This window comes from Streptomyces sp. NPDC096193, from assembly GCF_040302905.1.
GTDB lineage: Bacteria > Actinomycetota > Actinomycetes > Streptomycetales > Streptomycetaceae > Streptomyces.
The window spans coordinates 41,768-67,153 of record NZ_JBEOSJ010000012.1 but is presented as its reverse complement, the minus strand read 5'-3'; the positions used below and the strand labels follow the sequence as shown (position 1 = coordinate 67,153).

At 69.0% G+C, this 25,386-nt stretch carries 18 protein-coding genes, 1 tRNA gene and 1 pseudogene; 9 read left to right on the top strand and 11 right to left on the bottom strand.

Annotation, left to right across the window (positions count from 1 at the left end):
• Positions 1-36 precede the first annotated feature (36 nt).
• The 5 genes from ABTX78_RS19065 to ABTX78_RS19045 all read left to right on the top strand — a co-directional run bounded on the left by ABTX78_RS19065 (position 37) and on the right by ABTX78_RS19045 (position 5,522).
• Entirely contained in the window at positions 37-939 is a 903-nt protein-coding gene (locus tag ABTX78_RS19065; protein ID WP_352207931.1) for an alpha/beta hydrolase family protein, read from the top strand.
• A gap of 5 nt (positions 940-944) precedes the next feature.
• Positions 945-1,745: a class I SAM-dependent methyltransferase gene (locus tag ABTX78_RS19060; RefSeq protein ID WP_352207930.1), complete on the top strand. Its 801-nt coding sequence runs from the start codon at positions 945-947 to the stop codon at positions 1,743-1,745.
• A 72-nt stretch (positions 1,746-1,817) separates the two neighbouring features.
• Entirely contained in the window at positions 1,818-3,380 is a 1,563-nt protein-coding gene (locus ABTX78_RS19055; RefSeq protein WP_352207929.1) for an alpha/beta hydrolase, read from the top strand.
• A complete protein-coding gene (locus ABTX78_RS19050; RefSeq protein ID WP_352207928.1) occupies positions 3,377-4,945 on the top strand; it encodes an MFS transporter in 1,569 nt (522 codons plus the stop codon). Before ABTX78_RS19055 ends, ABTX78_RS19050 begins: the two co-directional genes overlap by 4 nt.
• Positions 4,946-5,036: 91 nt before the next feature.
• The gene (locus ABTX78_RS19045) at positions 5,037-5,522 is read left to right on the top strand and encodes a flavin reductase family protein (RefSeq protein WP_352207927.1); all 486 of its coding nucleotides are present in this window, start codon (positions 5,037-5,039) and stop codon (positions 5,520-5,522) included.
• Between the two features lie 153 nt (positions 5,523-5,675).
• Here the strand turns inward: ABTX78_RS19045 and ABTX78_RS19040 are convergent, their stop codons facing one another.
• Positions 5,676-6,305, bottom strand: coding sequence for an RDD family protein (locus ABTX78_RS19040; RefSeq protein ID WP_352207926.1), 630 nt, complete (start codon positions 6,303-6,305; stop codon positions 5,676-5,678).
• Between the two features lie 905 nt (positions 6,306-7,210).
• Here ABTX78_RS19040 and ABTX78_RS19035 point away from each other — a divergent pair.
• Positions 7,211-8,629: an alpha/beta hydrolase family protein gene (locus ABTX78_RS19035; RefSeq protein WP_352207925.1), complete on the top strand. Its 1,419-nt coding sequence runs from the start codon at positions 7,211-7,213 to the stop codon at positions 8,627-8,629.
• An 18-nt stretch (positions 8,630-8,647) separates the two neighbouring features.
• Here the strand turns inward: ABTX78_RS19035 and ABTX78_RS19030 are convergent, their stop codons facing one another.
• The 3 genes from ABTX78_RS19030 to ABTX78_RS19020 form a co-directional block, all read right to left on the bottom strand.
• Positions 8,648-9,562, bottom strand: a complete 915-nt coding sequence (locus tag ABTX78_RS19030) for a DMT family transporter (RefSeq protein ID WP_352207924.1) — start codon at positions 9,560-9,562, stop codon at positions 8,648-8,650.
• 281 nt (positions 9,563-9,843) lie between these two features.
• Entirely contained in the window at positions 9,844-10,305 is a 462-nt protein-coding gene (locus ABTX78_RS19025) for a GntR family transcriptional regulator (protein WP_352207923.1), read from the bottom strand.
• Complete coding sequence (locus ABTX78_RS19020) at positions 10,298-11,092, bottom strand: hypothetical protein (RefSeq protein WP_352207922.1); 795 nt, start codon at positions 11,090-11,092, stop codon at positions 10,298-10,300. The genes ABTX78_RS19025 and ABTX78_RS19020 overlap by 8 nt, the downstream gene beginning before the upstream one ends.
• A 677-nt stretch (positions 11,093-11,769) precedes the next feature.
• On the opposite strand from ABTX78_RS19020, the gene ABTX78_RS19015 reads away from it, so the two are divergent.
• On the top strand, positions 11,770-12,603 hold the full coding sequence (locus ABTX78_RS19015; protein ID WP_352207921.1) for a hypothetical protein: 834 nt from the start codon (positions 11,770-11,772) through the stop codon (positions 12,601-12,603).
• Positions 12,604-12,756: 153 nt separating this feature from the next.
• On the opposite strand, the gene ABTX78_RS19010 is transcribed toward ABTX78_RS19015, so the two are convergent.
• A tRNA-Trp gene (locus ABTX78_RS19010) sits at positions 12,757-12,831 on the bottom strand.
• Positions 12,832-13,276: 445 nt separating this feature from the next.
• Between ABTX78_RS19010 and ABTX78_RS19005 the strand changes: the two genes are divergently transcribed.
• A complete protein-coding gene (locus tag ABTX78_RS19005) occupies positions 13,277-15,436 on the top strand; it encodes an ATP-binding SpoIIE family protein phosphatase (protein WP_352207920.1) in 2,160 nt (719 codons plus the stop codon).
• A 58-nt stretch (positions 15,437-15,494) separates the two neighbouring features.
• Here ABTX78_RS19005 and ABTX78_RS19000 read toward each other — a convergent pair whose 3' ends face one another.
• Both ABTX78_RS19000 and ABTX78_RS18995 read right to left on the bottom strand, forming a co-directional pair.
• Positions 15,495-16,682: a type III polyketide synthase gene (locus ABTX78_RS19000; protein WP_352207919.1), complete on the bottom strand. Its 1,188-nt coding sequence runs from the start codon at positions 16,680-16,682 to the stop codon at positions 15,495-15,497.
• 759 nt (positions 16,683-17,441) lie between these two features.
• Entirely contained in the window at positions 17,442-18,182 is a 741-nt protein-coding gene (locus ABTX78_RS18995) for a class I SAM-dependent DNA methyltransferase (RefSeq protein ID WP_352207918.1), read from the bottom strand.
• 223 nt (positions 18,183-18,405) lie between these two features.
• Between ABTX78_RS18995 and ABTX78_RS18990 the strand changes: the two are divergent.
• Positions 18,406-20,349: pseudogene (locus ABTX78_RS18990) on the top strand (protein-arginine deiminase domain-containing protein).
• A 410-nt stretch (positions 20,350-20,759) separates the two neighbouring features.
• On the opposite strand, the gene ABTX78_RS18985 reads toward ABTX78_RS18990, so the two are convergent.
• The 4 genes from ABTX78_RS18985 to ABTX78_RS18970 all read right to left on the bottom strand — a co-directional run bounded on the left by ABTX78_RS18985 (position 20,760) and on the right by ABTX78_RS18970 (position 25,314).
• The gene (locus ABTX78_RS18985) at positions 20,760-21,191 is read right to left on the bottom strand and encodes an OsmC family protein (protein WP_352207917.1); all 432 of its coding nucleotides are present in this window, start codon (positions 21,189-21,191) and stop codon (positions 20,760-20,762) included.
• 540 nt (positions 21,192-21,731) lie between these two features.
• On the bottom strand, positions 21,732-22,523 hold the full coding sequence (locus ABTX78_RS18980) for a class I SAM-dependent methyltransferase (protein ID WP_352207916.1): 792 nt from the start codon (positions 22,521-22,523) through the stop codon (positions 21,732-21,734).
• Positions 22,524-22,999: 476 nt separating this feature from the next.
• Positions 23,000-23,476 (bottom strand): GNAT family N-acetyltransferase, encoded by a 477-nt coding sequence (locus tag ABTX78_RS18975; RefSeq protein WP_352208069.1) that lies wholly within the window; start codon positions 23,474-23,476, stop codon positions 23,000-23,002.
• A gap of 713 nt (positions 23,477-24,189) precedes the next feature.
• Complete coding sequence (locus ABTX78_RS18970) at positions 24,190-25,314, bottom strand: PP2C family protein-serine/threonine phosphatase (protein WP_502993903.1); 1,125 nt, start codon at positions 25,312-25,314, stop codon at positions 24,190-24,192.
• Positions 25,315-25,386 lie beyond the last annotated feature (72 nt).

Below are 25,386 nucleotides of genomic sequence, written 5' to 3'. Positions count from 1 at the left end.
ACAGCCAACAGCACACGGTTCACAGGAGGGGGAGTCATGTCGACAGAGTGTTTCGACGTGAGGACGAAGGACGGCCGGACAGTCGCGGTGTGGCGGGACGGTCCGGCGGACGACGGCGCCACCGGGCCGGTCGTGATCATGGCGCCGGGGTTCGGCCAGCGCATGCGCAGCGCCGGCGTGCTCGCGCTGATGCTGACGTACAACGGTGCCACGGTGTACCGCTTCGACGCGCTCGACCATGTCGGGCTCAGTGACGGCGAGATCGTCGACTACTCCGTCACCGAGCTGATGGAAGCCCTCACCGCGGTCGTCGACACGGCGCTCGAACGCGAGGGGGTCGAGGCGGTCTCGATGGTCGCCACCAGTCTCTCGGCGCTGCCCGTGGTGCAGTTCGCCGCGGACCGCCAGTGCGCCGACAACATCGCGTTGATGCTTGGCGTGGTGAACGGCCGGCAGACACTGCTGAAGGTTCTCGACACCGACTACCTCGACTGGGAGCTGGATGACCTACCCCCTCGGGTGCAGATCGACAAGCACTCCGTCGACCCGCGTCCCATCGTCGCGGAGACCAGGGTCGTCAACTGGTGGGAGCTGTCGGCCACGACCGATGCCCTGTCCGTGCTCGACATCCCGGTGCGCAACTTCGTCGCCGCCGACGACGACTGGGTGGACATCGCCGATGTGCGCAAGGCGTTCGAGTCGGCCGGTCTCGACCAGGACAACGTCGTCGAGGTCGCCGTCTCCGGTCATGCCCTGCTGCGCAACCCGGTGGCACTCAAGCAACTGCTGGTGGACGTGACCCGCAGTCTGATCCCCGGTGAGGGTGAACCGGCGATGCCGAGTTTCGAGGAGATCGTCTCGCTGCGTGGCTCCGAACGTGAACTCGAGCGCCACCACCTGGTCTCCCGCGAGGGCGGCCAGGCAGACCCCACGGAGTAGGTGTGATGAGCGTGGACCCGGCCACTCAGGACCACGGCGACGTGACGGCCGACTCGACCGTGGACTCGACCCTCATGGACGCCGGCTACAGCGGCGTCTACGGCGAGATCTACCGCACGCACTGGTGGTGGCGCGCCCGCGAACACCAGGTGCTGCACTACGTCCGCAAGCACGGCCGGTGGAAGGGCCGGCGGGCGAAGGTCCTCGACGTCGGCTGCGGCGACGGGTTCATCTGGCGACGGCTGGAGCCCTTCGGTGACGTCGAGGGGATCGAGCCGGACCGTGTGCTCGTGGCCCCCGACTCGCCGGTGCGCGACCGTATCGAGGTCGCCGACTTCGCGCAGGGACGGCCGCGCGGCGCCGACCACGACCTGGTGCTGATGCTCGATGTGCTCGAACACATCGACGACCAGGACGCGGCGCTGCGCCGGGTCGCCTCCCTGCTCGGACCCGACGGCCGCGCCGTCATCACGGTGCCCGCGCTCATGGCTCTGTGGAGCGAGTTCGACGAACTCAGCGGCCACTTCCGCCGCTACACCCGCGCGTCCCTGCGTGTGGCGCTGGAATCCGCCGGGCTGCGGGTGCTGGAGATTCGGTACTACTACGCGTGGACGGTCCTGCCGCTGTTCCTGCGCAGGCTGTTCTTCAAGGCGGCGACCTCGGAGTACAGCCATTTCGTGAAGGCCCCCGCAGCACCCGTCAACCAGCTGATGTACCGGCTGAGCCGCATCGACCACTGGCTGACCCGCAGGCTCCCGTCGCCTGCCGGCAGCTCCCTCATCGCGGTCGTCGCACGGACACCGTGACGGGCCGGAACCAGCACGGCGTCCATCGAGCCCCTACCGGGTCGAGATCCGGAAACAGTGAAGGAATCTGACATGTCGGAACATCGAGCGCGGTGGTCCCGCCGCGTCCGGGGGATGGTCGCCGCAGGCAGCACCATGGCCCTCGCAGTGGTCATGCCCGGCCTGGCCCAGGCGCAGGACCGGCCCCAGGAGGAGAGTGCCGCCGGCGCGGCCGGGATCGACTGGGCGGACTGCGGCGAGGGCTCGGTGCCCGGCGCCCAGTGCGCGGCGGTGGAGGTGCCGCTGGACTGGGCGAAGCCGAACGGGAGGAAGATCACCCTGGCGCTGTCGAAGCTGCCCGCGCTGGACCCGGCGAACCGGATCGGCCCGCTGCTGTTCAATCCGGGTGGCCCGGGCGGTTCGGGCGTGGCGGCGGTGGCCTACAGCGACCTGCTGTCCGCCGCCCCCGAGTTCGCACCCCTGCGCCAGCGGTTCGACGTGATCGGCTTCGATCCGCGGGGCGTCGGCCAGAGCACTCCCATCACCTGCCCGGAGCCGCTGCACGACTCCGCCGTGAGCTCCTTCCCTCGCACTCCGGCCGCCTTCCACCAGCTCAAGCGCTTCAACCAGAAGGCGGGAGTGGCCTGCCGCGAAGCGACCGGACCGCTGATCGACCACGTCGACACCGGCAGTGTCGTCTCCGACGTCGAGGCCCTTCGCACGGCTCTCGGGGCGAAGAAGATCTCATGGCTGGGCCTGTCGTACGGCACGGAGATCGGCTCGCTCTACGCCCAGCGCCACCCCGACCGGGTACGGACCATGGTGCTCGACGGAGTCGTCGACCACAGCAGGCCCGCGCGCCTCGCCGCGGTCGACGAGGCACGTGCCACCGAGAAGGCACTGCGGCGCTTCGCCGACTGGTGCCAGACGGACGAACAGTGCGTGCTGCGCGGCGCCGACGTGCTCGCGACGTACGACACCGTCATGAAGGCGGCCGAAGTTTCGGGCATCCCCGCCTCCGACCTCGGCCGAAACGCCACCGCCGAGGAGCTCGCCAACGGCGCGTACACCTTCCTGACCCAGCCGTCCGCGTGGCCCCTCCTCGCCGGTGCGCTCGCGCAGGCGGCGGGACCCGCCGGCGACGCCGACGCCACGGGCCTGGTGACCCCCGCGTCGTTCCTGCAGCCGGAATACAAGGCATACCGGGCCGTTGGCTGCCACGACTTCGCGCCCAACACCCGCGGCTTCCTCGACATGGCCGTGCAGTCCGCGCACCTGCGATCGGTGGCTCCGCACACCTGGCGCTACTCGGAATTCTGGGACTGGACCAGCGGCTGCGCCGGCTGGCCGGTGAAGCCCGCCAACCCGCCCGCCCCGCTGAAGGTCCGCGGCGCGCCGCCGATTCTGCTCGTCAACACCCGCTTCGACGCGGCGACTCCGCATCTGTGGGCGCAGCGGCTCGCGACGAAGGTCGACGGCAGCAGCCTGCTCACCGTCGAGGGGGACGGTCACACCGGCATCCTCAACTCCGCGTGCGCGCGCGGCCATGAGGCCGAGTACCTCGTGACCGGACGCGTTCCGTCGCCGGGCACGACCTGTACCGCGTCGGCGTCCCCCGCACTCAACGCGGCGATCACCGGCGGCGAACGGAGGTGACTGGGGCATCGGGCGCGCCGACGGCCCCCAGCACCGAAACACCTCCGGTCAGGGCCACGTACGAGGAGTGGCTCGGCCTCGTGGTGATCGTGCTGTGCTGTGTCCTCGTGGCGATGGACATCAGCGTGCTTTTCTACGCGGTGCCGTTCGTGTCGGCCGATCTCACCCCCAGTACCTCCGAGGTGCTGTGGATGATGGACATCTACGGATTCCTGCTCGCCGGGCTGCTCATCACGATGGGGGCGCTGGGCGACAGGATCGGACGGCGCAGACTGCTGTTGTTCGGTGCGGCCGGGTTCGGTGTGGCCTCCGTCCTCGCGGCCTATTCGAGCAGCCCCGAACTCCTCATCGCGAGCAGGGCGTTGCTGGGAGTCGCGGGAGCGACACTCGCGCCGTCGACGCTGTCGCTGATCCGGAACATGTTCCACGACGAGGGGCAGCGCCGGGCGGCTGTCGGGCTGTGGACCGCAGGGTTCGCCGCTGGTGCGATGCTCGGCCCCATCACCGCGGGCGTGCTGCTGGAGCACTTCTGGTGGGGCTCGGTGTTTCTCATCAACGTGCCGGTGATGCTGCTGGTACTCGTCCTCGGGCCTATTCTGCTCCCGGAGTTCCGCAGCCCCAGCCCGGAACGGTTCGACCTGTTCAGCGCGGGCCTGTCCCTGGCCGCTGTGCTGCCCGTGGTCTACGGCGCGAAGAAGTTCGCCGAGGGCCACCTCGACGGGACGTCGGTTGCTTCGGTCGTCCTGGGACTCGCGGTCGGTGCGCTGTTCATCCACCGCCAGCGCCGCTCGCGCGACCCCCTCATCGACACCCGGCTCTTCCGCGACCGGGCGTTCAGCACCGCAATCGTCACCACCACGGTGGTGCAGCTCGCGATGCTCGGCATGATGATGCTGAGCTCGCAGTACGCGTTGTCGGTACTGGGGCTGCGGCCGCTCGTCGCCTCGATGTGGCAACTGCCCGCGATCGCCACGCTGTTCCTCGGACTCACCCTGGCCGGTGTGCTGGCCCAGCGGATCCGACCCGCGTTCACCGTCTGCACCGGCCTCACCATCGCCGCCGTGGGCTTTGCCGTGATGAGCCTGGTCACAGCCGACAGCGGCCTGGCCGTCATTGTCGTCGGCAGCAGCATCATGACCTGCGGCGTGGGCATGGTCGTGCTGCTGGCCACCGACGTCGTCGTCGCGACCGCTCCGCCGGAGCGAGCCGGGTCCGCCTCCGCGCTGTCGGAGACGAGCAACGAGTTCGGCGGCGCCATCGGCATCGCGATGCTCGGGAGCATCGCACTGACGGTGTACCGCCGCGAGGTGGAGGACGTCATGCCCGCACAGCTGTCGGCCGAGGCGGGTGAGGCGGCCCGCGGCACGCTGCAGGCTGCGCTGGAGGTCGCCAGGACTCTGCCCGCGCCGGCCGGCGAGGCGCTCGAACGGGGCAGCATCGAGGCGTTCACGGACGGGCTCCAGGTCGCGGTGCTCACCGGGGCGGGGATTCTGCTGTTCGTCGCCGTGGTCGCTGCCGTCGCGCTGCGCCCGGTCCGTATCGATCCACAGCGTGAGGGGGAGTGACATGGGCCGGCTCAGCTCTCGTCCCCGCCGACCGGAGGGCCAGGCGGTGAGCGCGCCCCGCGGCCCGGCCGCGACGGTGGAAGGAACGGCCTTGCGCACCGCCCTGCGGCCCTACGCCTCAGGGGTCGCGGTGCTGACCGCCGCCGACGCGGCGGGCCCCGCCGGAGTGACCATCACGTCACTGACCTCGATCAGTACGGAACCCGCGCTGATCTCCTTCGCTCTGGCCGACGCGTCTTCCACCTGGGCCCGGATCAAGGACTGTCAGTGGTTCGGGATCCAGATCCTGGGCGGGGATCAGAGAGAGACGGCGCGGCGTTTCGCGACCTCCGGCATCGACCGCTTCGCGCCGCCGACCCGCTGGCACACCGGTCCGCACGGAGTCCCGCTGCTCGACGACTGCCTGTCATGGCTGGTCTGCTCCCGGTACGACCGGATCAGACTCGGAGACCATCACCTGGTCGTCGGCGCCGTGGAACACACCCGGGCGGGCGCGCACGGAGACGGACTGGTGCATCTGCACGGCGAGTTGCAGCCGGTGACCGCCGTGGCCCTCACGAAGGCGAGCGCCGACTAGAGGCGAACGCGCGGAGCACCGGGGTCCCTTGTGCTGCGCCGGCTGGTGGCGGCCGGCGGCGGGAAAGCAACCGTATGCCGCACGGCACCGGTTGCCGCCCCGCTCCCGCCCCTCTGCCCGGTGCGGTCGTCCCGACCGGCAGCGGAGGGTGGTTCAGCCCTTGGGGACCTTGACGACCACCGTGTTGCACACCTTGTCGGCGAAGGTCTGCTTTTTTGCGTCCCACAGCGGCCACAGCCAGCCGATGTAGCAGGCGATGCTGTCCAGGAAGTGCGCGAGCTTGCGCACGAACGCCATGCCGAAGCCGAGCGGGCTGCCGTCGGCCTCCCGGAGCAGGCTGATGCCGGCGACCTTCTTGCCGATCGTCTGACCGGTCTTGCCTTCCTTGAACAGCTGGAAGAAGCCCATACCGATGGCGTAGACGAGACCGATGGCGAAGAAGGGCCCGGGGCCGGCGTTCGCCGGGTCGTCGCTGCCGGCCAGGTCGATGAACCCCAGGGCGTACATCGGGCCCACGATGATCAGTGCGTCGAGCAGGTACGCGCCGACGCGGAGCCCCCAGTGGGCCAGCGGCGGCATTCCCGCTCCCGGTATGCCGGGCATTCCCGGAGACGGGTACGCCCCGTACGGCTGCTGACCCTGCTGCGGGTAGCCGTACTGCTGCGGAGCCTGCTGCGGATAGCCGTACTGCGGAGGCACGTTCTGCGGTGCCTGCTGCGGATAGCCGGGCTGGCCCTGCGGAGGCTGCTGGTTGTAAGGGTTGTTGGGGTCGCCGAAGCTCATGGCGAAGACTCTCCATGCCTGAAATGGGGACGAAGCAACCGGAACGGAGAGCTGTTTCGCGGCATAAGCCATGTGCCCCCCGTGCAGCCGCGATCTTGCGAGCCCATCGTGTTCATAAACCGGCCGCTTGTCCAATCTGATCACCGGCCTGTGGCGGCGATGCACGTCGAACCAACCCCGGCAACGCGTGACGAATCACCACGGGCAACGCACGTCGAACGGAGCCTGTGACGCCACTGCTCCAACGACTTGCCGAAAGTTCTGGGGCGGACGAGGTTCTTCCCGGGCGGACAGGCGCACCGGTACGTCCAGGTCCCGTACGTCCGGGGTCGGTACGTGCGACGCCGCGCACGGCTGCCCGGTGGCGCGGGGCTTCGCCGATGAGAAGACCACGCTCGTGCCTGAGGGAGCGTCACTTGCGGCTCTGGAGGAGAAGGCGTACTCCGTCTCGTGCGAGCCAGTCCCTTGCTATCCAACGTGGAGGCAACGCTCCACGACGTCTCGTGGTCCGTTCCGCCTACGTTTCACTGCGGCCCGATCAGGTGCGTTTCCGGCGAGGTGAGGCGGCCGACGAGGACGCTGAGCGTGGGGCGGTTGGTCGATCCGGTCCTGAGCAGGGCGGAGAAGAGGCCCGCTTCCGGGTCCTCCCGCTCGCTCGCCCCACGCCATGGCCGGGAGCCCTGTGAAGACCGCGAAGACCGTGAGCAGGGCCCAGAGGTCCCCTCTCGGATCCTTCGGGCGGACCAACGCGGTCCGTGTCGGGCCCGCGGCGGGGGCCGGTCGGTGCATGGGGCCCATGACCTGGCGAATCACCTGCCGGGCGGAGAGGTGGCAGGGGGGTCGGCGCGGCTCACGCACAGCGGACGGGATGCGGCCATGCCTGGCCACAGCTACGTTCCGATGACATGAAGCACAGACCGGGCCAGCGGCCCAGTAGCCCCAGCCGGCGCGCCCTGCTCACCGCCGGCGCCGGTGCAGGTGCTGCGCTCGTGACGGGCTGCTCGGACGGAGGTGCGACGGGGGTCCCGGCGGCGGCCGCCGCCACCCCGAGCGGCTCCGCCGCGCCCAGTGCCGCTGCGGGCGGGATCACTCCGGGCGCGATGACGCTCTTCAAGGATCCGGAGTACAACTTCAACGGACTCCTCGCGCTCGGCGCCTCCGGTGCGGGCTCTGCCGAGGTCGGCGAGGTCCTGACCGCCGTGAATGCGATCAACAGTGCGGGGCTGTCAGCTCAGACCTATGTCGAGAGGTTCCGCAAGCTGGGCGACCAACTCCTCGAGGCACCTCCCGGCGCCCCGGCCGACAACCAGACCAAGCGGTTCCGGGCGCTGCGTGCTGCCCAGTACTACGGCCAGGCGCTGTTCTTCGTACTCGGCTCGGACGACCCGGGCAGCGAGGAGAAGCTCTACCGGGCCGGGCGCGGGGCCTGGGACACCTTCTGCGGCCTGTGCGAACCCGCCCCCGTCCAGGCCACTGTCCCGTACGGCAAGACACCGCTGCCCGTGTGGTTCTTCCGGCCCGACACGTCCAACACACGCCGCCCCACCGTGATCCTGACCAACGGCAGCGACGGCCAGAACGTCGATATGTGGACGTACGGAGTTCCGGCAGCGCTCGATCGCGGATGGAATGCCCTCGTCTACGACGGGCCGGGGCAGGGCCAGCTGTTGTTCGTCGACCGGGTCGTCTTCACGCCCACGTGGGAGAAGGTCGTCACACCTCTCGTCGATTGGCTGACGGCACGCTCCGACGTGGACCCGGCCAGGATCGCCTTGACGGGGCTGAGCATGGCAGGCAATCTCGCGCCCCGGGCCGCGGCGTTCGAGACCCGGATCGCCGCCTTGGTGGCAATGCCGGGGTGCGTGGAGCCGTGGTTGGGCTTCCCGCCCGAGATCCGCAAGATCCTCACGCCGGACAAGCAGGAGACGAACGACATCTGGAACAAGGAGGTCGTCCCGGAGCTGCCCCCGTCGGCGGCCGCGGTGATGAAGAAGCGCTTCGAGCCGTTCTCCGTCCCCGCGATGCTCGAAGCCCGCCAGGGCAAGCTGTTCACCGACTTCTACACTCCCGCAACGCGTGTCCAATCCCTGTCGATCACCGACGTCGTCCGCCGGATCAAGGCTCCCACCCTGGTGCTGGACTACGAGGGTGAACAGTTCTACCCCGGCCAACCACGCCAGATGTACGACGCTCTCACGTCACCCAAGGACTACCTGAAGCTCACGGCCGCGCAGGGCGCACAACTGCATTGCTCTCCCATGGCCCCCCAGCTGCATTGCGAGGTCGTCTTCGACTGGCTCCGGGAGGCTATGCAGGGCAGCTGAGCGCGGTGTGCGCGGTCGTCACGCCGTTGGGGCAGTGGAGTGCTGGTCCTGGTGGCGCGGTTTGTCTTCGGCCCCCGGGGTGATGCACTGTTCGAGGCACCGGGTGCGGGACAGGGTGAAGACGCCGTAGCACAGCAGGGCGGCGCCGAACAGGGCGGGCACGAGCCACAGCCCCTGACGCATCGACTCGGCGTAGAGCGTGATGCCCAGGACGAAGCTCACCACCGCATCACCCAGTGTGAGGGCGGGCTGCGAGGCGATGAGCGGCCCTGCCTGCAGTGCATACCCGAGCAGGAAGACGGACGCCGAGCCCACGACCACGAAGGTGTAGGTCTGCCATGCAAGGAAGAACCCGGTGGCCCCCTTGTCGGACAGGATGGTCATGGCCGACTTGACCAGCGCGGCTGTGACGGCGTTGCCGATGGCGGCCGCGCCGGCCAGGCACGCCGCCCGAGCCACGCCGTGAGGGCGCCGCAGCCCCGTCACGACGAGGATCGCTGCCAACCCGCCGGTGGCGGCGAGGGCGGGTACCCACCAGACCCCGGGAACCTGGGAACGCCCGCCGCTGGGCGCAGTGGAGAACAGGCTGAGCGCCAGTCCCGCGAAGATGAACACCACGCACAGCCATGCCGTCCGGGAAATCCTGACCCGGAACACAACGCTGCCGATCAGGAGAGCAAGCGGTAGTTCGAGGATGAAGATCGGCTGGATGGCGGCCAGGGACCCTGCCGCCAGGGCCAGCGCCTGGAAGAGTGCAGCGACCGCCACACCGAGGATTCCGCCGAACCAGGCCGGATTGTGCAGCAGGTTCCGGAGCAGGCCGAACCGCTTCGACTCGGATTCGGGCACCTTCAGCACCGCGCGCCGTTGCAGTACGGTGCCCAGCGCATTGCTGACCGCGGACAAGAGGGCAAACAGGACTGCCAGAATCATCCCTTATCGCACCGCTTCTGGATCTTCCGCAGCCTTCCTGGGCAGCGCCTCGGGAGGACCACATCCACGTCGTTCACCGGGGGTACGTTGCGCGACCGTAATGACGGGTATGTCGTGAAGATTCTATCCGACGCTGTTCGGAGGGGCCCGGCGCTCAGCGGGTACGGGCTGGGACGAGAGGTAGGGCCATCCCAGGATCAGGCGACTGTAGGACGGCGCGTCGACGCACTTCAGGGACCAGCGCGTGCAGCGCCGTCGCGTGGCAGACCGTGGACGCCTCCTCACGTCTGTGAGCGCGCCGACGCCTTGGCCGTCTTGGGGTTACCCGCTTTGGTGTCGGCGGTTGACAAAGGGGAGGCGGGCCCCCCGGGGTCCAGGGCGTCACGGACGGCCGTCAGGATGTCTTCGGTGTCGGCACCGAGCGCTCGGGCGGCGGAGCTGAAGTCCCGGGCAAGGGTGATGAGTTGGTTCGCATCGTGTGCGTGAGGCCCGGTCGGGAGCGCCGCGACCCGGGTGCCCGCGCCACGGCGGGTGCGGATCAGCTCGGCGGCCTCCAGCTCGCGGTAGGCGCGGGCCACAGTGCCCGGCGCCAGATCGAGGTCGGCGGCGAGCTGACGCACAGTCGGCAGGCGTTCACCCTCGACAAGCCGGCCGGCGCGGATCAGCGCGGCCAGCTGGGCGCGGACCTGCTCGTACGGCGGTACCTGGCTGGTGGTGTCGACGCGGACGGCGGGGTCACTCATAGGAGAAGGTCCCATCATCCGCTGTCTTGTCTGCGACCGCCCGGGGTGCCACCACGGTGACCAGGGACCAGTAGAAGGTGAACAGGCCCAGCAGACCCAGGGGGCAGATCACCGCGATGGTGGCGACGCCCAGCGGGCCGGCGCAAGCCTTCTCCGTGAGCGCGACGAAGATCATCAACACGACGAGCAGCACCTGGCTCGACACCAGCAGCCCCCAGGCCCCTGTGACCGCCCACGCGCGGTCGCGGCGCTGCTGGTCGTCGCCGGGGCCGTGGGCGATGCGGCGCAGGGCCCAGAAGCAGACGGGGGTTCCGACCGCGAGGGCGGCGAACATGGGGCCGCTGTAGTACAGGCCGGGCCAGGGGCCGAGGGACGCGGGCATACCCTCACAGGTGACGGTGATGACACGCCCCGCTCTGCCTGCGTGGTCACGGCCGGAGGAGGCCGTGATCGCTGCGATCGCGAGCAGGGTGACGAGCGAGCCCGCCTGCAGCAGAAGCAGTGGCACCATGCGGGGCGGCACATGGTCCCGGACCAGGCGCGGGGCGAGACTCGCAGTGCGTACCGCTTCCTGAGGGCGCAGGGTCAGCGCGTCGCCGAGCAGGACACCGCCCACCGCACACAGGCCGAAAGCGGTGACGGCGCATACGAGGGGCATCGTGATGTCGTCGCTGTCCATCATGACCAACTGCTGTGCGAGGACGATGCCGATGGCCAGGCCGGACCAGCGGGCGTAGTGGTCGGCGTGGTCGAGGAACCGGGACTGGAGCGGGGCGGTGTCGAGCATATGGAGATCCCCCCAGATCATCTTGTATCAAGCGGTGGGTACAAGATGCCGTGGGTCGGGATCTTGTGTCAAATGCTCGATACAAAGCAAAGTGAAGGGAAGCGGCTTCTGACACGGGGGAGTCCTCTCCGGCGCGAGGAGGACGGCGTACGGGCCTCGGACCGAAGGAACGCGGGGGAGCAGCCGATCGTGGCCACGTGAGGAGACGGACTTGCGCAGGAGTGCGGAATTCTCACGCCCCATCCCCAAGTCGGCCGGCGCTCAGACGCGCTGTTTGGCCGAGCAATGCGGCGGCACCGCACCCATCGGCTCCACTGGACAGGACCGCATCCGTCACCTCCCCGCTGCCCTCCCACCTCATACGCAGAGCGTCCCTTCGAAACGGGTATGGAGAAGGCACCACCGAGAAGCGGTCGTTTCAGAAGCCTCGCCCACGACGAGGGAACTGCGGCGCACCTGCCGGGCCGTCCTGATGCGCCGTTCCTGACCCCACGTCACGCCGTCCACTACAGAGAGCCTCGCCCCGCGTCGGGCCGCGCTGTGCATCCGTATGCGCCGGCCCGGAGTCGGCGGCCGGCTTTGGGCTGCTGTGACTCAGCGCTGTAGTCGGCCCGACCGGCCGGATGCACTCTCAGTAGTCGGTGGTGCCGATCCGCAGAGTCCCATACGGTCGGTCCGTGTTGATCAGATTTGGTGAGCCGCGCAGGTTCGGCGTCCCGGTGCCCGAGGCGCGACTGCGGTTCGAGGCGGGGCAGCGAGAGCGCGGGGGCGGGCCGGGGCGCAGGTTGCTCGTTGTCGAGGGGGAGCCTGCCTTCGAGCTCAGCTTCTGGTGTGGAACGTGCCCCTTGCTGTTCCGCCGGTTGGAGACCGCGAAGCAGACGTTGTCGTTGGAGGGTGTGCAGGAGCGGCTCACGGGGACGCTGGCTGATCCGGGCGACGGGGGCGTGATCGAGGAGTTCGGTGCGTTGCTGCCTCAGGGCGACTACCTTCCGATGCTGCTGCGCGTGGAGCCCCGTCTGGTCATCCCCGGCCGGGAAGGCGACTACTTCAGCGGCGAGCAGGTGGCCACGTGGGGGATCGACCAGTTCTGGGGCCTCCCGGAGTACCCGCACACGCCGTACTACCGGACCTTCGAGACCGCAGTCGACGCGTCCGCTCACCTCTATGAGTTCGTCGTGCCCATGGTTCCCCCGACGTGGAACACGAGGGAGCGCGTCGAGGAGTACGTCACGCTCATGGCCGGGGAAGCGGTCCCGACGGCTGTCGCGGTCTCAACGCTGGACGTGTGTGAGCCCGCTGCCGGCCTGGGGCACGACCACTCCCGGCACTGGGGTCTCACGCACTTCCTCCTCGACGGCCACCACAAACTGGAGGCTGCGGCCACAGCCGGCCGCCCGGTGCAACTCCTCTCACTCCTGGCCCTGGCCGAGGGCCTGGCTGGAGCTGAAGACTGTGCTCGACTGCCTGCCCTGCGCGCTCAAGCCCGCTCGTCCCGAGCAACCGGTACCTGAACCCAGCACCGTAGATCACACCTACGAGTCGCCCGCGGCCCACACCCCAACCCAGGGGCTGCCGGACTACATCGAACGGTCCCTAGCCGGTAACCCGCGATCCGAGATCGTCGAGAAGGCCGACGGGATTGTCCTGGTCGAGAAGTGGCTGTGCAGGGGTAGCAGGATTCGAACCTGCGGCGTACGGGTTTGGAGTCCGTTGCTCTGGCCGGGCTGAGCTATACCCCTTCGGTGCTCATCACTTTGACAGGGCAGAGGCGGACGGCGCCACGGGATTTCATCTGGAAGCCCCGTGAAGGCTTTGCCAGGTCCGCGAGGGATCGACCGGGTCAGCGGGGCCCTTCACCTCGTCCGGGTACGAAGCCAAGACGATGACCTGTCCGATTCTGCTCATGCCCGAACCAGAGCGCAGACCGGTGGCGCCGGCCATCTCGAATCCCTTGCGAACGGTTCTGATCCGAGGCGATGTGGGCGGTGGCGTCGTGCTGCCGCAGCCGGCGCCGTAACTACGGCCGCCGCACTCCTCCGTGTTCCCTGTCACCGCGCCATTTGCTGGCGTGGGCGATGCTGCCCCCGGTGTTGTTGAATGAGGTGTGCGGTCAGGGAGCTCGGGGCCCTTCGCACGGTCCGACTACAGCCCCGGTGCTGTGCCGGGGATTGCTGAGAGAGTCGTATGGACTCCACACCTGTCCCCTCATCGTCGTCGTCGGCGTTCGACCTGGTCAGTCGAGCCCTGGGGCGCTACCTCCCACGCGGTGGAGCGGCCGCCGGTCCCGCCGACGCGCAGGACCGCCGAATCACGCACCAACCCGTACCCGACGACCTGGCAGCCGGCCAACGGGAGCAGATCCTCGGCGCGGTCGCCCTGAACCAGGATCTGATGATCACCCGCTGCAATCTGGACGCCCCCGTTTTCGCGGGCCTGGACGCCGCAGTCGGGAAATTGTTCGTCGATCTCCTGCCCCCCTGGGATGTACCGACGGTCACGCGGCGGCTGCGGCAGGTCGTCGAGACCGGTGAGGCGCACGTCGCCCGCATCCAGCGCCTGCGCCGCCGTGACGGGTCGGAGCTCGTGGTCTCGCTGAGCATCCTGCCTGCTGCGGCGCCTGAGGAGGGTTTGACCGTCTCCCTGATCGCCATGGCCAGGAGGCTGCACCTGTACGCCGCCGAGACCGCAATCGGCACGTCGCTGGACATCGGCGAGACCGCGCAGTCGCTGGCGGAGTCCCTGTTGGCCTGGGGAGACGTGGCCGCCGTCGATCTCGACTACGCCGTGTGGTCGGGCGAGGGAGTGACCGGTCAGGTGCAGAGGCGCATCCGGCTGCGGCGGGCAGCCCTGGTTCCGGACCGGGCATGGCCCGAGGGCTACATAACGCTGGGCGACGACCTTCCCAGCGACGCGAGTCGCCTGCTGGCGCAGGCGGTGCTGCCGAACGATGCTCCGCAGACCATCGTGATACCCGACCGGGAGGCGGTCGAGCGGGTACTGGCGAGCCCACGAGTTGTGCGTGCCCTCGTGCCCGTCGACCGGTCGGCGGGTGTGGCGTGCATACCGCTGGTTCTGGACGGCGTGCCGCCCGTCGTCCTGGGCGTGGCGGAGGTCTGGCGGCGAGCGGACTGCCCCTTCCGCGACAGCGAGCTGCTCGACCTGCAGGAACTGGTGGCCAGGACCGCCCACCACGTCGACCTGGCCCGTCAGCACCAGCGAGAGCACACGCAGGTGCTGGCCCTGCAACGCCGGCTCCTGCCACGGAGCGGCGGCGACACCATCGCGATCGCGAGCGTCTACCAGCCCGCCACCCCCGACAGCGCGGGCGTCGGCGGCGACTGGGTCAACAGCTTTCCGCTGCCGGACGGCCGTACCGCGCTGGTGGTCGGTGACGTCGTCGGCCATGGCCTCGGAGCTGCGGCAACCATGGGTCAGCTGAGTATGGAGGCCCGCGCGCTGCTGTCCGCGGGGCTCGCCCCCGACGAGGTCCTGGAGCACCTGGACGAGACCGTGACGATGCTGGACGACGCGGAGTCCGGGCTGACGGCCGGCTACAGCGCCCTCGGCTCGACCTGCTGCATCGCCCTCTACGACCCTGTCAGCCACCACGTGGCGCTGTCCAGCGCCGGCCACCTTCCCCCGGTTCTGGTCACTCCGGACGGGCACGCGGGCCCGCTCGCGCTGCGCCCTCACCCCGGACTGGGCGCCGAGTTCGCGCTGCGGGAACCGTTCGACGTGCACACCTTCGTCGCCCCTCCGGGCTCCCTGCTCGCTCTCTACACCGATGGCCTGGTCGAGGATCCCGCCCTGTCGATCGACGAGGGCATCGACAGGCTGGCGGACGCCGTGTCCACGGTGCACCCCTGGGATGCCCTGCAGCAGGCCGCACGGCACGTCGTCTCCACCCTGGCGCCCGCACGCCAGCGCGACGATGTGACCCTGCTGCTCGCGCGGATGATCGGCTACCGCGAGGGGGACACGGCGACCTGGCGGCTGCCCGCCCGCCTCGACGCCCCCGCCCGCGCCCGCGCGCAGGTCTTCGCGCTGCTGAGGCAGTGGCGCACCCGGGACGACACCCGGGACGAGATGGCGCTGCTGGTCAGCGAGCTGGTGACGAACGCGGTCCGCTTCGCTACCGGTCCCATCACGGTACGGCTGATCAGGTCCGGCGCCGGCCTGCTGTGCGAAGTGGGTGACACCGGCAACGGCAGACCACGCCTGAGGCGGGGCGACCTGCTCGATGACAGCGGTCGTGGCCTGAGCGTCGTGCACGGGCTCACCACCCGGTGGGGGGTGCGGTGGACGGACACCGGGAAGGTCGTCTGGGCGGAAGTCGGTAGATGACGCGGTCCTGTGCCGGGGGCGCGGCAGATTCTTCCGGTAGGGGTGGCGCCGCCTCGTGCTACAGCCACTGTCCTTCCAGGGCGGTGGCGGTGAGACCGGGTGCCGCCGCGTACAGAACGGCGCGATTGCCGGGCTTCTGCTGCCCGGCGTCATGCGCCCGCCGCAGGATGTCGAACACGGCGGCGCCTCCGCGGTTGCCGCTGGTGTAGCTGTCCCGGCTGTAGTCGAGCAGGCCCTCGGGCCACGCGTCGGGCATCGTCTGCTCCATGTACTCCAGCACCCGGGTCCCGCCGGGGTGGGCGAGCAGTATGTCCGGGTGCCAGGCGTCGGGGCAGTCCTGATAGCGGATGCGCAGCCAGTCCCACATAGCGGTGACCGTCTCCTGTACGGCGCGCGGCCCGCGCCGGTCCATCACGAAGTGGGTGCCGTCCGCCCGTGTCTCCAGGCGGTGCAGGTCCTGGGTGCCGGGCAGGGTGAGATGCCAGGCGGCGTTGAGCCGCAGCACCGACTCGGGCTTCTGGCGGCCGGTGACCACCGTGGCGACCGCCGTGTCCGCGAACAGCAACCGGACGATCAGAGACTCGAGGGTGTCGTCGGCGGGCTGGTAGGTCGTGCTCAGGGCTTCGGCGATGACGACCAGGACCACCCGATCGGGATCTGCGGCCACGAGATCCGCCGCAAGTGCCAGGGAGCGGGTCCCCGCGACACAGGCCCACTGCGTGGCCGGCAGCAACATCACATCGCTGCGCAGCGGAAGCCTGTTGGCCAGGGATATGTCCAGTCCGGGCAGCGCCGGGGTGGTGGAGTGACTGGTGATCAGGCAGTCGACGTCCGATGCGTCCAGCCCGGCTGTCTGCAGGGCCCCCCGTGCCGCACGCTCGCCGTAGGACTGCACGGCCTCCCAGGCCGGCGCCGTGCGCTCCTGGACGGTCTGCGGCGCGGGAATGCTCTCGAGGGCGGCGACCACGCGGTCCACGTCCTGCTGGGTGAACCCGTCGCGTACAAGCGCCTCTTGGGTCGGCTCGACGCCGATGGTCCGCAGGCCGCTGCCGTTGCCGGGCGCGACGGTGGTCTCCAGCGGCAGCATCCACCCGCGCGTCTCGATGCCCGTACTGGCCGCGATGCCGTCGATCCGCGGCGCCCATGCCGCGTGGGGGTGCCGGTCGCTGACCTCCGCCACGATCTGGCCGGTCTTCACGGCGTGCTCGCCGTGTATCACGGCAGGAGGGCAGAGATATGCGGCCATGGTGGAGCACCTTCCAAGGGGAAACGGGGGAATCAAAGGAGGGACGACGGGAAGGGACACACGTGCTGTGCCATGGGCCGAGTCGGTCCTTCGACCCCAACAGGGTGGAGACGGGCTCCACTTCGGGTGGTGCGTGTCCGTTACGAGGTCCGTTCCGAAGTCTGTTTCGAGCATGGCGCCAAATGGACATTTGCGCTGTGATGTAGACAACGTGGGCGCCGACTGAATACGTGACACGGCACACACACCGCTGAGTCGCGGGGGCCGCCGGGGCGATTTGGTGGAGCATCCCTGATGCATCGCCAGTCAGGGAGCTGTCGTGTCACTGTCGGCGCTGACCGGGCTCCGGCGATGCGCGCGGCGGAGCAGAGTGACGTCATCCGGTGCTGAACGGGCCGAGCACGGTCCGGAGCTGATGCGGCCGCGCTTCGACGGGCTCGGTGTCCGGCCGGACGGCGCGCTCTGGAAGCCTGTGGTCACTGGTGTCCGAGGCCAAGCTCGGCCGTAAGGGCATCCGCCACCTCAGCAGGCCCGCCGGCAGCGCGGTGAGCACGTCCGTGTCCACAGTAGGGACACGTCGGCCTCACCCGACGGCCGCTCCACCTGCACCGGACGTGTTGTCTGCGGATCCCGTCGGTAGATGCGCGACGGCCTCCACGAAGTCTTTCTCACCCTCGGATGCGCACCTGCCGAAGACGCCCGAGCTCTCGATGGGTTTCACGGCGGGCACGCGCCGCTCTGGCAGTCCGGTGGCCGACCTCAGGTCGGCTTGCGCCAAACGGAGATGTGCTTCGCCGAGTCCTGGGCGAACGGCGCCCCGTCCCAGTCCGCGACGCGACGTTCCAGCTCGAGACCGGCAATTCGTGCCATGAGGTCGAGTTCCGCCGGCCAGGCGTACCGGTGCCGGGAGTCGGCGCGACGGTAGTGGCCGTTGTCTCCGTCGCGGGTGAAGTGGTGCGAGACGAGGATCTGCTCGACCAGGTCGAACGTGTCGAAGCCGAGATGCTGCTCAGAGACGTCGAACGGCACCGCGACCTGGCCGGGCGGCAGGAATCGCAGCGGTGGCACGCCAAGCTCGATGGCGAATCGGCCGCCGGGCTCCAGATGACGTGCGGCGTTGCGGAAGCACTCGACCTGCTCGTCCTGCGTGAGCAGGTTCGTGATCGTGTTGTAGACGAGATAGACGAGGGTGAACTCGCCGGGGACGACGGTGGAAGCCATGTCTCCGATGGTGACCGGGAGCGTCCTCTCGTCGATCTTGCGCCGCAGGACGGCTGCCATGTGCTCGGACAATTCGATGCCCACCACCGGGACGCCGCGTTCACGGAGCGGGACGCCCACCCGTCCGGTTCCGATGGCGAATTCCAGTGCCCGGCCGCTGCCGGCGAGTTCGGCGAGGAAGGCGAGAGTGGGTCCGAGAACGGCGGCCGAGGACGCTTCCGTCTCCTCGGCGTCGTAGCGGTCGGCGGTTGCACGGGTCCACAGTTCACTGCTCGTCACGGACGGCCACTTTGCCGGGCTCCGAGGGGCGCTGTCGACGTATTTACCTTCCATCGGCTTCGACGGCACAGTTCGGGGCAGGCAGGTGCGCACCTCGCAGGGCACCGTCCAACTCGCTCCGCCTCACGCGGCAGGGAACCCGTCTGCCCCAGGCAACGTCCATCCCCTCCCCGCCCTCTTCCGTCCCGAGAGCCAACCTCAACTCTTCGGGAAGGTATACACCTTGGGTACGAGACACGTGCGCCACGCACGACACACCGCGCTCGCCCTCACCGTCATCGGGGCCGTCATCGCCCCCGCCGGCCCGGCGTTCGCCGCCGGGCCGCCGCGGGTGGATCTGCGGGCGGATGTGAACCGGGACGGGCAGGTCGACGTCACCGGCGGCACCGATACCGCCGGTGAGGACACGTGGACGGCCGGCAGGGGAGCCGTCTTCCTCCCCAATATCGACGACGACACCAAGCGGTGCCCGACCAGGGCACCGAACGGCAAGTCGCTCTCGGACGCCGGGCTCGCCGCCTGCAACGACGCGGCCGACAACATCATCAACGGTGGTGCTGACCTCGCCGATCTCGCGCGGGTGCGGTCCGTGCCCATGGCCGCGATACCCGCCGGCGCGACCGGGACCGTGCAGGTCGATGGGGCCCGCAGAACGCGGGTCTTCGTCAAGCGCCCTGGCGGGTGGGCCATGGTCACCCCCGCCACCCGGCTGTCCGCTGCCGAGCTGCGTGCAGGCGTCGAGTTCGCGGTGGAGAGCAATGACGTCATACGCGACACCAAAGTCTGGGACGGACGGGCGGTCATACGCCTGACCGTGACCGCATCCGGGAAGAGCACATCGGACGACATCACCCTGCGCGTCGCCCCGCTCCTCACCCACCACCATCTGCAGAACGCGCAGCAATTGATGGTGACCAAGATCGATGGAAAGGACGACTGGGCCAGGCGTCAGTAGGCATTCGTCAAAGGGCTTGCGACCGAGGCCAAGTCAGCCGGGATCAACACGCCGCTGGTGACCTTCGACAAGTACTCCGACATCTGGGCGCAGGACTTCGTCGAGCCCGGATACGTGAGTATGACCGGGCCCGGCGGACGACGTCAGGTCATGCGCGTGATGCTGCGCAGCGCCCAGCCGGACCGCGTGGCCGGCCGCGAGCTGTTCGAGAAGATGCGCGGCAACGGTGTCGGCGTGGTCCAGGTGGCCGGGGTGCGCGACTCGGAGGAGTGGACGCTCAACTCCATGGGGAACCTGGAGACCATCCCGCCGTACGCTCACAACGGCCGCAGCTTCCCCGCCGGGCGGATCATCCAGGGCGAGCGCAAGGACAGCGGATCGAAGCCCGCTCTGGCGATGCGCACGCTGCTGAATTCTCAGGGTCTGCAAGATCCGTTGCTGCTGGACACGTCGTGGCTGCATGTGGGGCATGTGGACGAGTTCGTACAGTTCCTGCCCGCCGACACTCCGTGCGGCTGGAAGATCGGGATCGCCGATCCGGAGGCCGGGCTTCGGCTGCTGCGCGAGGCCCAGAGGTCCGGGCATGGGGCCACGCGCATGTTCTCGGTGCCGGACAGCGAGGAGATGCTCGCCCCCAAGGAGACCATCGCCCAGGCACTCGCCTCGAAGTACCTGGTGAAGGACAACAGGCTGGCCGCGGAGCGGATCGCCGCGAACCTGGCGATTCTCCAGCGTGAGACTGGAGTGACGGACGCCGAGGTCGTACGCGTGCCCGCGCTCTACACGCGCGGTAACGGCGGCCCGCGGGGCGAGAGCATGATGCCGCGGCTGAAGCGGCTGGGACCGGGCGAGATGCCGGAGTCCGTGCGCGAGTACGGACAGCAGAAGAGGCTCGGCCGCCATGACGACGCGAAGCCCTCGAAGTCCGCGCGGGACGGGGTGGTGGAGACCGTCATGACCAGCGCGTACGTCCCGGGGGCGGTCAACGGCATCCTGCTCGGCCGGAACCGGTATCTCGCGCCGAAGCAGTGGGGGCCGGTCATCGGCGGGAAGGACGTCTTCACCGAGGCCGTGACTGCCGCGTACACGCAGGCGGGCATGAAGGTGTCGTACATCGACGATTGGTACACGTACCACCTCGGCGCGGGCGAGGTGCACTGCGGGACGAACACGCTGCGGGACGCGTCGGCCGCGTGGTGGAAGGCATCGTAGGCAGGGCCCGGGTCGTGGACGACGCGTCGTCTTGAGCGATGTGAAAACCGGAGGCCCGCCCCGCTCACGCTTACCGGCGCGGGGCGGGCCTCCGGATGAGGTGGATTTCCCTGGGTTGCCGGCTGCCCGGTGCTGGTCGTACATGCGCTCGGTCACTCAGCGCGGGGCGTTGGACCGACACCCGGACGAGTTGCGTCGAGTCGGTGGGCCCAGGGCGGCATCGCATGCCCGCTACGGGATCGGCTGGTTCCTGCGACAGTGCCCTGCCAGTGGGCCTCGACGAACCTCTCGACGGAGGGGGCACGCAGCCGACCTTGCCGCTCCGGTTGGGTCGGGGGCTGGAGAGGGGTCTGGCGTGTTGTCGAATACGTTGGACTCCACCGGTGGAGTTCGAGCCATGTCGGGTGGTTCTACGTGACCTTCGCCGCAACGGGGGTGCCGATCTCCACGGTTCGGCTGACGGTGCAGAGCTTGTCGTGGGAGATCTTGACCGCGCGCGGGAGGATGGCGCGGGCCCGGTCCCCGGCTTCACCTTCCGGGAAGGTGACAGCGAAGACCAGCTCGAGCTCGGTCATCCGGTTGCCCAGTTCGTCGCTGACTTTCTGGCCGGTCACGGCGACGGTGAATCCAGTGGGCTCGCTGTGCCGGGTAGTGGCGACGTCGACGTCCACGGCCGTGCAGCCGCCGAGCGCGGCCAGCAGCAGCTCGACCGGCGTGAACTCGGTGCCCTCGTCGGGGGCGCTGCCGCCGAAGACGATTGTGCCTCCGCGGGTGTTCGTGGCGCGGAAGGATCCGGGGGCGGTTCGTTCGACGGTGACGGAACGCAGGGAGTGGTCGGTCATGCGAGGAGACTAAGCCCGCCGCCTGCCACTTCGGGTGTGCACCACGATGACGTGGTCGAGAGACGGCACTTGGACGTACGGGGCGTCACCGGCCGACCGTGATCCAGGAAACCTGGTCGTGGACCTGAGCGAACGCCTTCCACCCCCCCCGGAACTATGAGGGCCCGCCCTGCATTGCCTCTTGTGCTGTATCTCTGTCACCGTGGCGGGCTACCGTCACGTGTGTTGCACACGCACGAACACTTCCGACCGACCAAGGAGTTCGGCCCGTCGAAGGATGCCGGATCCCAGCACGAACGTTCGGCTCGGTGAACCTCCCCTGGGGTCTGCGTCCTGTCTTGATCGTTACTACCCGCGCAGGAGAGAAGAGACGGTTGATCGACACGGATGCTGAGGAAACTGACGAACGAGGTTACGGCCCGGGGCCTGGTGGGCGGATCTCGGGATGTGGGCTCAGCTGAGTTGGTGGGGGTCGGGCTGGCGCTGTGCTCCGCTTGGCCATTCGGAGACGTGGCCGTCTCGGCCGGCCCCACGGCTGGGTCAGCCCGGCTTGACCGCCAGCGTGGCAAAATAGTTCGACATGTATTGAGCGGATGCGTTGGATTGGTGCGGCGCTTCCGCGAAGGCGGTGAGGACGAACCCCGCGGCGAGTTGCCCGCCGATCTGGTCGGTGAGGGTGTGGCTGTACTCAAGAGCGGCATCCGCGCCGAACTTCGTGGCGCGTTCCTCGGCGGAGTACTGCGTGACATCGCTGTAGGGCAGCTTGTGCACGACGATCAGCTCGCCGCGCTCGTCGAGCGCCTCGTGGTCGAACAAGTACACATCGGGGTTGAGGAAGCCCACGAGCAGAGTTCCGCCCGGTCGCAGGACGCGGAAGCACTCCCGCCACACCGCCGCCAAGTCTGGTACGAATAGGTTGGAGACCGGATGGAATACGACGTCGAATGTTGCGTCGCCGAAGGCGCTGAGGTCGCGCATGTCGCCTAGGACGGTGCGCAGATCGAGTCCGTCGCGCGCCGCCACCATCTGGTCCTGGCCGAGCTGGCGGGGTGAGTTGTCGAATACGGTGACCCGCGCCCCTGCGGCGGCGAGGATCGGACCCTGCTGGCCACCGCCGGAGGCCAGGCACAACACGTCCTTGCCGGTCAGGTCCGTCGGCAGCCAGGAGCGGTCCACTGGCTCACGCCCGACGAGAACAATCGACCAGTCGCCCATGCGGGCGCGCTCGATATCCTCAGCACTCACCGGCCTCGACCACTCGTTGCCCTCTTGGACATACTTGTCCCAGGCTGCCCGATTGTGGGCAACCGGGTCGACAACAATGTCCTGCACGTTCAACTCCCTGCTACAGCCAAGCGGACACCTGCGGTACTGACAGTTCGGTGCCGCTAGCCAACACGATTGCAGGGTGCGGGCTCAACGACATTAGCGGGCGTCGAGGTGTCCACGGGCTCGACGGGTGGTCGGGCAGCGGGTGCGTAGCGCCGGTTGCTGGGGTTGCGGAAGCCGTAGGTGTCGCGGGCGATTGTCTTGATGGCCCGGTTGGTGCCTTCGGATCGTCTTGCGGGTTCCCTCGGCGGCGTGGGTCTTCCTCCGGCTGCCCGGCACCCCGGAGAACCTGGCGACCGGCTACTACCAGGCAGCCAAGGTCTTCGCCGGAAGCGCGCTGATGGGCCGCCGTCGTCCGGGTGCCCGGCGAGCAACGTCAGACGGCGCGGCCGGTCAAGCGCGGGGGAAGAGCGGGCCCGTGACCGGATGTACGGGTCGGGCGGCTCGACCATGGTGACTGGTAACGGTGTCGGAGCGGGTCAGTGGTCCAGGGCGAGGACGACCTCGTCGATCTCCTCACCTCGTGCGTTCGCGAATCCGCGCTCATGGCCGGTCACCACGAATCCACACTTTTCCAGCACGCGGATCGACCCCCCATTGTCCGCAGCCGCACGTGCACGGAGCGGACGCTCCGGAACGGCTTCGAGGAGCTGCCGCAGCGCGGCGGTGGCAACTCCACGGCCCCAGTGCTCCCGAGCGATCCAGTAGGTGACCTCGCGCTCACCGGGCGGGCCGAACACGGCCACGTGGCCGACCACCTTGTTGCTCTCTTCCGCAACGGTGCGCACAACGACCGACGAATCGTGGCGTATGCGCGCCCAATGGGCATCGAAACGAGCGCGGTCCGACGGGTCATCTGTGGTGAACGCCGCCATTCGGATCCCGTGGGGATCGTTTGAGTGAGCGAAGAAGAGGATGAGGTCACCGTCCTGCACCTCGCGCAGCGACACCTTCATGACAGCCTCCTTGACGGGCTCTTGACTGGAGCCGTTGCCCGACTCTCCCACCCGGGTCTGACAACAGGCGGTGCGAGTCGGCATTCCGGGCCGGGATGAATCGGGAAGGGTGACCCGCTTCGTAGGACAGCCCGACCCATAGGGCGGGGTGAACACCTCAGCGAGGCCGATCGCGTTGAGCGCCGGGTCGAGGCTCACCGGCGTGTAGCCGGTGTTGGCGTACGTCACGTCCCGGTTGTGGGCTCGCCCGGCTCGCGCGGCCCATTCGTGGAAACCCGGCGGTGGCGAACTCGGTGGTGTTCAATGCCGCCGCCGGCACCGAGCCGCCCCCCTGGTGCGGGTGTACTGCGGCGTGCATTGGCGCTGCTGACCAGCGCATCCTCTAACTGGTGGCCGATCCGACGGGCCGTTGCTGTCCCTGTTGTGACTCGGCGTAGTTGTATGCCGCAACCTGATGCCGGCCCGCAGGACCGACGGTGGGAGAACCCGGCGGCCGGTGCCGAGGAAGGCGGACGCGAGGCGTTGCTGAGTGAACCCGCACAACGGCGCTCTTTCGAGCTGTCGCGTCCGCAACCTTCCGGCAAGACGCTCGGAGCACGGAGGAGTCCACGTGCCCCCTCTCGCCCCCGAGCGACGCTATGCCTGCCTCGTACGCCACGCCGTGCGCCGATGCCCTGGTCCACCTGTGCCGCACCGGCCCGCTGGTGGGCCACCTACGCCAGGTGCTCCCTGGCCCCGGTATTCGGGCACCGCACGGCGAGGGCCGCGATGTCGTCGTTGAGCCTTCCGCCGCTGTAGTGGAGCAGGTCCCGGTGGAGTCGGCCGAGCAGTTCGCGAGGCGGCACCGGGCCCTGCCTCCGCATCCAGTCCGGCAGGGGGAAGAACACGCCGGCCCTGTCCCGGGTCTCCGTTACTCCGTCGGTGTAGAGCAGCAGCTGGTCGCCCGGGGCGAAGGCGACGGTGTCGACGCAGTAGCGGTCTCCGATGAGCATCGCGAGGTTGAGGGGTGGTGAGGGGGCGCTGGGCTCCAGGACGTGGATCTCCCCGCGGTGCACGAGCAGCGGCGGGGGGTGCCCGCAGTTGAGGAGTCTGACGTGGCCGCGGCCGTGGGGGATCTCGATGAGAAGGGCGGTGGCAAAGCGCTCCGGCAGGTCCTGGGCGGGGAACGTGGCGCTGTGACGGGTGATGCTGGTCTCCAGGCGATGGATGAGGCCCGTCAGGTCTGGTTCGTCGTACGCGGCCTCCCTGAAGCTGCTGACCACCGCCGCAGCCGCTCCGACCGCGGGAAGGCCCTTGCCCCGTACATCGCCGATGAGCAGCCGGACCCCGTACGGTGTGTCGGCCACCTCGTAGAAGTCGCCGCCGATGCGGGCCTGCTCCTGAGCTGCCAGATACAGCGACTCGATTTCCATGTGCGCGACAAGCTGCGGCAGGGGGCGCAGCAGCACCCTCTGGGCTGCGTCGGCGACGAGTCGGACGTGGAAGAGGGTCTCCTCCCGCTGGAGTCGGACATGGCTCGCGTACGCGGCCGCCAAGGTGACCGCGACGATCGCGGCCACTGTGTACGGCGTCCCCAGGTCGGTGTAGACGAAGCTGAGGCCGATCATGACCAGCAGACAGAACGCCCCCAGCAGGAGCGTGGGGAGCACAGGCCACATCGCGGCGGCGAGAGCGGGCGCGGCGGGCAGAAGGCGGCTGAACGCGATCTCTCTCGGTGTGGAGAACGCCAGGCCGACGATGAAGACGGTGAGGATCACCGGTGACAGCAGGGCAGCTTTCCACCGGCCGCCGTAGGGAGGACGGCGCCGCAGCCGCCCGGGCGTGATCACGAAATGCATCATATCCGGGCGAAGTGGGACCTGTGTCGCCGTTCAGGTCGGGGTGCACATGCGTAGCGTCTGCGGGGCCGG